A 9479-nucleotide genomic window follows, 5' to 3' on the forward strand; every position below is an offset into this window, starting at 1 on the left:
CATCCTCCCGCACGGGCCGGGGCCGGCGTACCCGCACCCGCGCCGCAGCCGGGGCCGCCCACCCGGGACGCCCGCCCGGGCCGCACCCGCACAGGAACTGCACACCGCGGTCCCGGGCTCGCGACGACCGCACCCCTACCCTGGTCCCCATGCCTGCGTCAGCCGCGCTCGTGTCCGTCGTCCCTGCCCTCGGGGCCCAGCCCGCCCTCCTGCCGGACTGGCTGGACGCGGAGCACCTCATCTCCTCGTTCGGCTCGTACGCGCTGATCGGCATCGTGCTCGTCGTGTTCGTCGAGACCGGCCTGCTGTTCCCGCTGCTGCCCGGCGACTCGCTGCTGTTCACGGCGGGCGCGCTCGTGGCGCAGGACGCGCTCGACTTCCCGCTGTGGCTGCTGTGCGTGCTGCTCTTCGCGGCGGCGTTCCTCGGCGACCAGGTGGCCTACTTCATCGGCCACAAGGCGGGACCCCGGCTCTTCCGGCGGCCGGACTCCCGGGTCTTCAAGCAGCAGTACATCGACCAGACGTACGCGTACTTCGACAAGTACGGCGGCCGGACGGTGATCCTGGCCCGGTTCGTGCCGATCGTGCGCACGTACGCGCCGGTCGCCGCGGGCGTCGGCGGCATGCGCTACCGGACGTTCGTCTCCTACAACGTCATCGGCGCGCTGGTGTGGGGCGTCGGCGTGACGGTGCTCGGCTACCTGCTCGGGACCATCTCGTTCGTCCGGGACAACATCGAGGCGCTGGCGGTGCTCATCGTGCTGGTGTCCGTCGTCCCGGTCGCGATCGAGCTGTGGCGCGGGCGCCGCGCGGCCAGGCGGGCGGACGGCGGCCGCGACGAGCGGTACGACGAGCCCGCCGAGCGCGCGGCCGTCGAGCGGAAGGCCTTCGAGCAGTGACCGCCCGGCCGATCGCGTCCTGGCTGTCCGACATGGACGGCGTGCTGGTGCACGAGGGCGTCGCGCTGCCCGGGGCGCCGGAGTTCGTGCGCGCCCTGCGGGACGGCGACCACCCGTTCCTCGTGCTGACGAACAACTCGATCTTCACGCCGCGCGACCTGCGCGCGCGGCTCGCGGCCTCGGGCATCGACCTGGCCGAGGAGTCGCTGTGGACGTCGGCGCTGGCGACGGCGCAGTTCCTCACGGACCAGGAGCCGGGCGGCTCGGCGTACGTCATCGGCGAGGCCGGCCTGACGACGGCGCTGTACGAGGCCGGCTACACCCTCACCTCCGCGGACCCGGACTTCGTCGTGCTCGGCGAGACCCGCACGTACTCGTTCGAGGCGATCACCCGGGCGATCCGGCTCATCCAGGGCGGCGCGCGCTTCATCGCGACCAACCCGGACGTCACCGGCCCGAGCCAGGAGGGCGACCTGCCGGCCACCGGCGCGGTCGCGGCCATGATCACCGCGGCGACCGGCCGGCAGCCGTACTTCGTGGGCAAGCCGAACCCGATGATGATCCGGTCCGCGCTCAACCGGATCGACGCGCACTCCGAGACCACCGCGATGATCGGCGACCGGATGGACACCGACGTGGTCGCCGGGATCGAGGCGGGCCTGCGGACGTTCCTGGTGCTCACCGGGTCGACCCGGACCGAGGACCTCGTGCGGTACCCGTTCCGGCCGACCCAGGTGCTCGACTCGGTCGCGGACCTGGTGCCGCGCGTGCCGGAGTGGGCGGAGTCGTACCCCGGCAGCGCCGGGCCCGCGGGGCCGCAGGGCTGACCCCGCGGCCCCGCGCGGCGGGGTCGGCGGGCTCGGGGCCCGCCTCGGGCCGGCTCAGGCCAGGCCGAGGTCGGCCAGGTCGAACAGGTAGTGGTACGGCACGCCGAGCGCCTCGATCTTCTCCTGCGCGCCGGTGGCGCGGTCGACGATCACCGCGACGCCGCGCACGTCGGCGCCGGCCTCGCGGGCGGCCTCGACGGCGGCGATCGGCGACGCGCCGGTGGTCGAGGTGTCCTCCAGGACGACGACCGGGCGGCCCGCGACGTCCGGGCCCTCGATGCGGCGCTGCATGCCGTGCGCCTTGGCCTCCTTGCGGACCACGAACGCGTCGAGGTCCTGGCCGCGGGACGCGGCGGCGTGCAGCAGCGCGGTGGCGACCGGGTCGGCGCCGAGCGTGAGGCCGCCGACGGCCTCGACGTCCGCCGTGCCCAGGCCGACCTCCTCGAGCCGGTCGAGCAGCACGTGGCCGATCAGCGGCGCGGCGCGGTGGTGCAGCGTCACGCGGCGCAGGTCGACGTAGTAGTCGGCCTCGCGGCCGGAGGACAGCGTGACCCGGCCGCGCACGACGGCCAGCTCGACGATGAGGTCGCGGAGCTGCTCGCGGGGCGTCGGGGAGAGGGAGGAGGTCGTCACGGCCGCCAGCGTAGCGAGGCCGCGCCGCGGCTCAGTCCCCGGGCGCCCGGTCCGGCCGGCGGGCGGACAGCGCGCGGAGGGCGGAGCGGGGCAGCACCCGCAGGGCGCCCGACGCGACCCGGTACCGCAGGCTCGGGGTGGACAGCACCGCCCCGCGGCGGACGTCGGCCAGCGCGGCGGCCACCACGCGGTCGGCGGACAGCCAGGCCACCGCCGGGTACGCCTGCTCGGCGCGCAGGCCCGCGCGCTCGTGGAACTCGGTGCGCGTGAGGCCCGGGGACACCACGGTGGCGGTCACGCCGGTGCCGGCGAGCTCGGCCGCCAGGCCCTCGGTGAACGTCCGCACCCACGCCTTGTGCGCCGAGTAGGTCCCGGAGGTCATCAGCGCCGCCACGGACCCGACGTTGAGGATCGCGCCGCGCCCGCGCTCGACCATCGCGCCGGCCGCGGCGTGCGCCAGGACCAGGACCCCGCGGACCATGAGGTCGAGCGCCGCCTCCTGCGTCGCCAGGTCGCTGCCGACGAACCGCTGGCCCAGCCCGATGCCGGCGTTGTTCACGAGCAGGCCGACCGGCCGCTCGGTCGCGCGCAGCCGCTCGGCGACCCGCTCGAGGTCGGCGCGGTCGGTCAGGTCGGCCGGGAGCACCTCGGCGTGCACGCCCGCGGCGGCGCGGAGCTGCGCGGCGAGGCGCTCCAGGCGCTCGGCGTCGCGCGCGACCAGGACGACGTCGTGCCGGGCGGTGGCGAGCTGCCACGCGAACTCGAGCCCCAGCCCGGAGCTGGCGCCCGTGATCAGTGCGGTTCCCATGCGGCCCACCCTACGGTCGCCGGACCCCGGTCGCCCGGCTGCCCGGCGGGTGGTTCCGCGGCTGTCGGGACCGGCCGGTACCGTGCCGGTCATGCGCCTCGCCACCTGGAACGTGAACTCCGTCCGCACCCGCGTCGACCGCGTGGTCGCCTTCCTGGAGCGGACCGGCACGGACGTGCTGGCCATGCAGGAGACGAAGTGCAAGGACGAGCAGTTCCCCCGCGAGGCGTTCGAGGCCGCGGGCTACGAGATCGTCACGAGCGGGTTCAGCCAGTGGAACGGCGTCGCGATCGCGTCGCGCGTCGGCATCGAGGACGTGCAGCACGCGTTCGACGGCCAGCCCGGCTGGGGCGAGGACCCGGTGACCGAGGCCCGCGCGCTCGGCGCCACCTGCGGCGGGGTGCGGGTGTGGAGCCTGTACATCCCGAACGGCCGCGAGGTCGGCGACCCGCACTTCGACTACAAGCTGCGCTGGCTCGAGGCGCTGCAGCAGGAGTCGCGCCGGTGGATCGAGGAGGACCCGACGCTCCCCGTCGCCCTGGTCGGCGACTGGAACGTCGCGCCGCTCGACACCGACGTGTGGGACATCGCGAAGTTCGCCGGCAGCACCCACGTGACCCCGGCGGAGCGCGACGCGTTCCAGGCGTTCGGCGCCGGCGGCTACACCGAGGTGTCCCGCGTGCACGTCCCCGCGGAGCACACGTACACGTACTGGGACTACCAGCAGCTGCGGTTCCCGCGGAACGAGGGCATGCGCATCGACTTCACCTGGGCGTCGCCGGCGCTCGCCGCGCGCGTGACCGGCGCGTCGATCGAGCGGGTGGAGCGCAAGGGCAAGGCGCCCTCGGACCACGTGCCGGTCGTGCTGGACGTCGCCGACGCGGCCTGACACCACGCGACGGCGCGGCCGCGCGGCGGACCGCGCCCGCGGGCGGCCACCGATGGCCTAGGTTCGGCTCGTGACCGACCGGTACGCCTACCCCGAGCCGTTCTACGCCCCGGGCTGGACGCCCCCGCGCCCCCGGACCGACGGGGTCGCGGTCGCGTCGCTCGTGACCGGCGTGCTGGGGCTCGGCCCGGTCGCGCTGGTGCTGGGCCTCGTCGGCCTGCGGCGCACCCGGCCCGGCGCGCCGGGCCGCCGGGGCGGGCGCGGGTTCGCCGTCGCCGGCGTCGCCCTCGGCGCGGCCGGCACGCTCGCGTGGGCGGCGCTCGTCGCGCTCGGCGTCGGGACCGCGCTGGCGTCGCGGCCGCTGCCGGCGGACGTCGCGGAACCCGTCGACGCGCGGGCGGTCCAGCTGGTCCCGGGCAACTGCGTCGAGGACCTCCCCGCGGACGGCCGGGTCGACCGCGTGCGGGTGGTGCCGTGCACGGACCCGCACGCCGCGCAGGTGGTGTCGGCGTACGCGTTCGAGGCGGGCGCGGCGTGGCCCGGCCCCGCCGAGGCGTCGGCGCGCGTGCAGGCGTCGTGCGCCCTCACCGAGGACGAGCGCGCCGCGGGCCTGCAGATGCTCGCCTGGGCGCCGACCGAGCGGTCGTGGGCCGGCGGGGACCGGACGGGCCTGTGCCTGGCGGTGCCGCCGGCGCCGGTGACCGGGTCGCTGCTGGACGGCTCGGCCGCCCCCGCCTAGCGCTCCTGGCCGCGCGGGGCCTCGGGGTGGCCGTCGAGCTCGGCGAGCGCGTCGGCGCCGTCGCCCAGCGGCACCGTCAGGTGGTCCTGGACCTGCCGCCGCACGACGCCCGCCATGTCCGTGGCGCCGTCGTCCAGCAGCCACTGCACCTGGAGGCCGTCCATCAGCGCGATGAGCTGGCGGCCCGCCGCGTCCGGGTCGACGCCCTCGCGGAGCAGGCCCTGCTCGCCCGCGCGAGCGTAGGCGGTGGTCGCGGCGTCCAGCGCGCGCCGGTACCGGTCCCGGAAGAACGCGTGCGCCGGGTGGTCGGCGGACGTCGCCTCGGCGGACAGCACCGCGTACAGCTCGACGATCCCCCGCCGGGTGGCGTTGAGCGCCGCCAGCTCGGCGAGGTGCCGGAGGGTCGTGACGCCGTCCGGGCTGTCGGTCTCCAGCCACTCGATGTCGACCTCGTCGCGGTGCTCGAGCACGGCGAGCAGCAGCGACTCCTTGGTCGGGAAGTGGTGCAGCAGCCCGGGGTGGGAGATGCCGCACCGGGCCGCGATCTCACGCAGCGATGCCCCGCGGTACCCGACCTCGCCGAACATGGCCGTCGCCTGGTCGATGATCTCCCGGCGCTTGGCGCGCCCCTTCGCGTAGCCCCGTTGCTGCGTCTCGACGGACATCGTCCCTGCCCCCGTCACCCTCTGGCGTGCGCGCCGGGCGGCGCGTGGTGGACAGGTTCTCACAGCGGACCCGCAGGCGGACGCGCACAATCCGACCACCTGGTAGGCATCGGGTACGGTAGGGCCAACAGACCCGTCGCACGAGGAGGTGCCCCCGCATGACCGACGCATTCGACGTCGAGCGCGTCCTGGCCGAGCTCACCCTGGAGGAGAAGGCCGCGCTGACGTCCGGCTCCGACTTCTGGCACACCGAGGGCGTCGAGCGCCTCGGCGTCCCGCCGGTCATGGTCACGGACGGGCCGCACGGCCTCCGCAAGCAGGCCGAGAGCGCCGACCACCTGGGCATCGGCAACTCCGTGCCCGCCACCTGCTTCCCGCCCGCCGCCGCCCTGGCCTCGACCTGGGACGTCGACCTGCTCGACCGCGTCGGCCGCGCCCTGGGCCGCGAGACCCGCGGCCACGAGGTCGCCGTCCTGCTCGGCCCCGGCGTCAACATGAAGCGCTCGCCGCTGTGCGGGCGGAACTTCGAGTACTTCTCCGAGGACCCGGCGCTGGCCGGCGATCTCGGCGCGGCGCTCGTGTCCGGCATCCAGTCCGAGGGCGTGGGCACGTCGCTCAAGCACTACGCCGCGAACAACCAGGAGACCGACCGCATGCGGGTCTCCTCGGACGTCGACGAGCGCACGCTGCGCGAGATCTACTTCCCCGCCTTCGAGCGCGTCGTGACGCGGGCGCAGCCGTGGACCGTCATGTGCTCGTACAACAAGGTCAACGGCACCTACGCCTCGCAGGACCACTGGCTGCTCACCGAGGTGCTCCGCGACGAGTGGGGCTTCGAGGGCCTGGTCGTCTCCGACTGGGGCGCCGTCGTGGACCGCGTCGCCGCCGTCGCCGCGGGCCTGGACCTCGAGATGCCGGCCACCGGCGGCCGGACGGACGCGCTGGTCGTCGATGCCGTGAAGAACGGGCAGCTCGACGAGGCGGTGCTCGACACGGCGGTCCGCCGGGTGCTCACGATGGTCGCGAAGGCGCAGCCCGCCCTCGCGGAGCCGGGCGCGATCGACGCCGAGGCGCACCACGCGCTGGCGCGCGAGGCCGCGGCGGACGGCTCGGTGCTGCTGAAGAACGCGGTCGTCGGCGACGCGCCGGTGCTGCCGCTGACCGGCGACGCCGCGGCGCGGGCCGTGGTCGTCGGCGAGTTCGCCCGCAGCCCGCGGTATCAGGGCGCCGGCTCCTCGCAGGTGAACCCGACCCGCCTGGACGACGCGCTGACCGCGCTCCGGGCGGCGACCGGGACGGAGCTCGCGTTCGCCGCCGGGTTCTCCGTCGCCGGCGTCGAGGGCTCCCAGGACGCGGACGACGCCGCGCTGCTCGCCGAGGCCGTCGAGACCGCGCGCGGCGCCGGCACGGTGCTGCTGTTCCTCGGCCTGCCCGCCCCGGACGAGTCCGAGGGCTACGACCGCACGCACCTCGACCTGCCCGCGAACCAGCTCGCCGTGCTGCGCGCGGTCGCCGAGGTCAACGACCGCGTGGTCGTCGTGCTCGCCAACGGCTCGGCGGTCGCCGTCGAGTGGCAGGACGACGCCGCCGCGGTCCTCGAGACGTGGCTCGGCGGCCAGGCCGGCGGCTCGGCCGTCGCCGACCTGCTGCTCGGTGTGCGGAACCCGTCCGGCAAGCTCGCCGAGACCATCCCGCACCGCGTCGAGGACACCCCGGCGTTCGGCAACTTCCCCGGCGACAACGGGCACGTCCGGTACGGCGAGGGCGTGCTGATCGGCTACCGCTGGTACGACACCCGCCTGCTCGACGTCGCCTACCCGTTCGGGCACGGCCTGTCGTACACGACGTTCGGCTACTCCGACGTCGCGGCGACCGTGTCCGGCGAGGGCGCGTCCTCGGCCGTCTCGGTGACCGTCACGGTGACCAACACCGGCGACCGCGCCGGCGCCGAGACCGTCCAGGTCTACGTCGGCGACCCCGAGGCGGCCGTGCTGCGCCCGACCCGCGAGCTCAAGGCGTTCGCCAAGGTGACGCTGCAGCCGGGCGAGTCCCGCACGCTGACCTTCGCGCTCGACGCCCGCGACCTGTCGTACTGGCACCCGGCGCTGCGCCGCTGGGCCGTCGGCGGCGGCCGCACCGTGATCGAGGTCGGCGCGTCGTCCCGCGACATCCGCGGCACGGCCGAGGTGACGGTCACCGGCGAGGCGCTGCACGGCACGCTGACCGCGGACTCCACGGTCAACGAGTGGCTCGCGCACCCGCGCGGGTCCGAGCTGCTCGGCGCGGCGTTCGGCGAGGCGACCGCGGCCCTGGACCCGACCATGCTCGCGATGATGGGCGACATGCCCATGCGCGTCGTCGCGGGCTTCGGCATGGGCGGGTTCGACCTGGCCGGCCTGGACGACCTGGTGGAGCGCGCCGCGGCCTGACGCCCCTGCGGCGCCGCGCGCCGCACCGACGCCGCAGGCCCGTCGCGCACATCGCGCGGCGGGCCTGCGCCGTCCACGGACACCGAGATGGCAGCTCTCGGCTCTGTGCGAGCGGCCTCGCGCAGCCGAGAGCTGCCATGTCGACGGGCCGCGAGGGTCGCGCACGTCACGCCGCGGGCGGGTCCTGCGTCCCAGGGCCGGCCGCCCGCGGGGTGGCAGCGTGGTGCGCACGGGGCCGCGAGGGGCGGCCGCGCACGGGCGAGAGGGGTCGGACATGGCAGCGCCGCGGGTGGTCGTGGTCGGGGGCGGGTACGGCGGGACGCGGGTGGCGACGCTGCTCGACGACGTCGCCGACGTGGTGCTGGTCGAGCCGAAGGACGCGTTCGTGCACGCCTCGGCCGCCCTGCGCGCCGCGGTCGACCCCGTGTGGGAGAGCCGGGTGTTCTTCGGCTACGACCGGCTGCTCGAGCACGGGTGGGTGGTGCGGCAGCGGGTGGAGCGCGCGACGTCCGCGGGCGTGCAGCTCGCCGACGGGACGTCCCTCGACGCGGACCACCTCGTGCTCGCCACCGGCACGTCCTACCCGTTCCCCGCCAAGTTCCTCGAGTCGGACACCGGCGTCGCGCGGGCGCGGCTGGCCCGGATGCGCGAGGGGCTGGAGCGCGCCGAGCGGGTGCTGGTCGTCGGTGCCGGCGCGGTCGGGCTGGAGCTCGTCGGCGAGCTGCTCGACGCGTACCCGCACCTGAAGATCACGGTCGTCGACCAGGCGGACGACGCGCTGACCACCGCCGACTACCTGCCCGGGCTGCGCGCCGAGGTGCACGCCCAGCTCGACGGCCGGGTCGAGTTCCTGCTCGGCTCCCGGCTCGGCTACCTGCCGCCCGTGGACGTCGGGGTGCACGAGCCGTTCGTCGTCGAGACCGAGGCCGGCGACCGGGTCGAGGCGCAGGTGTGGTTCCGCTGCCACGGCAACCTGGTGGCCAGCGACTACCTGGCGGGCGACCTCGCGGGCGCCCGCAACGGCCTCGGCGAGGTGCGGGTCGAGCCGACGCTGGCGCTCACCGGGCACCCGACGGTGTGGGCGGTCGGCGACATCACCGACGTGCCGGAGTCCAAGCGCGCCTCCGCCGCCCGCGCGCACGCCGACGTGGTGGCTGCGAACATCCGCGCGGCGATCGAGGGCCGGCCTGCCGAGGCGACCTACACCCCGGCGCCGGAGCGGATCGTGCTGCCGCTCGGCCGGACCGGCGGGGCGTCGCAGATCGTGGACGAGGACGGGACCCGGCGGATCCTGGGCGCGGCGGAGACCAGCCGGATGAAGGGCGCGGACCTGTACTCGACGGCGGTAGCGGAGCTGTTCGGCTAGAACCCCGAGCCGCGCAGACCCGGACCTCGTCCGGGTCTGACTGCAGCCAGGCCACGCCGACCCGCACGAGCCGGGACGGTGGAGCAGGCGGGCCGGCCCCGCCCGTCAGAACGGTGGGGGCGCGTCGTGGGGGTCGGTGGTGGCGTCGTGGGTGCGGCCGGTGCCCGGTCGGGTGAGGTAGCGGTGCCCGGTGGGCGTGACCCACTCGAACAGGCCTGGCTGGA

Annotated in this window: 9 protein-coding genes; 6 read left to right on the top strand and 3 right to left on the bottom strand. The window is 75.7% G+C overall.

Annotated elements, in window-relative coordinates:
• Positions 1–149 precede the first annotated feature (149 nt).
• A complete protein-coding gene (locus tag Cpa01nite_RS12515; protein ID WP_203669102.1) occupies positions 150–899 on the top strand; it encodes a VTT domain-containing protein in 750 nt (249 codons plus the stop codon).
• Positions 900–931: 32 nt separating this feature from the next.
• Entirely contained in the window at positions 932–1726 is a 795-nt protein-coding gene (locus Cpa01nite_RS12520) for an HAD-IIA family hydrolase (RefSeq protein ID WP_203669115.1), read from the top strand.
• A 54-nt stretch (positions 1727–1780) separates the two neighbouring features.
• Here the strand turns inward: Cpa01nite_RS12520 and pyrE are convergent, their stop codons facing one another.
• Both pyrE and Cpa01nite_RS12530 read right to left on the bottom strand, forming a co-directional pair.
• Complete coding sequence (gene pyrE / locus Cpa01nite_RS12525; RefSeq protein WP_203669103.1) at positions 1781–2359, bottom strand: orotate phosphoribosyltransferase; 579 nt, start codon at positions 2357–2359, stop codon at positions 1781–1783.
• A 31-nt stretch (positions 2360–2390) separates the two neighbouring features.
• Positions 2391–3167 (bottom strand): SDR family NAD(P)-dependent oxidoreductase, encoded by a 777-nt coding sequence (locus Cpa01nite_RS12530; protein WP_203669104.1) that lies wholly within the window; start codon positions 3165–3167, stop codon positions 2391–2393.
• 91 nt (positions 3168–3258) lie between these two features.
• Here Cpa01nite_RS12530 and Cpa01nite_RS12535 point away from each other — a divergent pair, with 91 nt between their 5' ends.
• Together Cpa01nite_RS12535 and Cpa01nite_RS12540 are read left to right on the top strand one after the other, a co-directional pair.
• Positions 3259–4056: an exodeoxyribonuclease III gene (locus Cpa01nite_RS12535; protein ID WP_203669105.1), complete on the top strand. Its 798-nt coding sequence runs from the start codon at positions 3259–3261 to the stop codon at positions 4054–4056.
• Between the two features lie 70 nt (positions 4057–4126).
• Positions 4127–4795 (top strand): DUF4190 domain-containing protein, encoded by a 669-nt coding sequence (locus tag Cpa01nite_RS12540; RefSeq protein WP_239068747.1) that lies wholly within the window; start codon positions 4127–4129, stop codon positions 4793–4795.
• Here the strand turns inward: Cpa01nite_RS12540 and Cpa01nite_RS12545 are convergent.
• On the bottom strand, positions 4792–5460 hold the full coding sequence (locus Cpa01nite_RS12545; RefSeq protein WP_203669106.1) for a TetR/AcrR family transcriptional regulator: 669 nt from the start codon (positions 5458–5460) through the stop codon (positions 4792–4794). The genes Cpa01nite_RS12540 and Cpa01nite_RS12545 overlap by 4 nt on opposite strands.
• Positions 5461–5618: 158 nt before the next feature.
• Here Cpa01nite_RS12545 and Cpa01nite_RS12550 point away from each other — a divergent pair, with 158 nt between their 5' ends.
• A complete protein-coding gene (locus Cpa01nite_RS12550; protein WP_203669107.1) occupies positions 5619–7889 on the top strand; it encodes an aryl-beta-d-glycosidase in 2271 nt (756 codons plus the stop codon).
• 274 nt (positions 7890–8163) lie between these two features.
• The gene (locus tag Cpa01nite_RS12555; protein WP_203669108.1) at positions 8164–9255 is read left to right on the top strand and encodes an FAD-dependent oxidoreductase; all 1092 of its coding nucleotides are present in this window, start codon (positions 8164–8166) and stop codon (positions 9253–9255) included.
• Positions 9256–9479 lie beyond the last annotated feature (224 nt).

This window comes from Cellulomonas pakistanensis (assembly GCF_016862755.1).
Taxonomy (GTDB): Bacteria; Actinomycetota; Actinomycetes; order Actinomycetales; family Cellulomonadaceae; genus Cellulomonas; species Cellulomonas pakistanensis.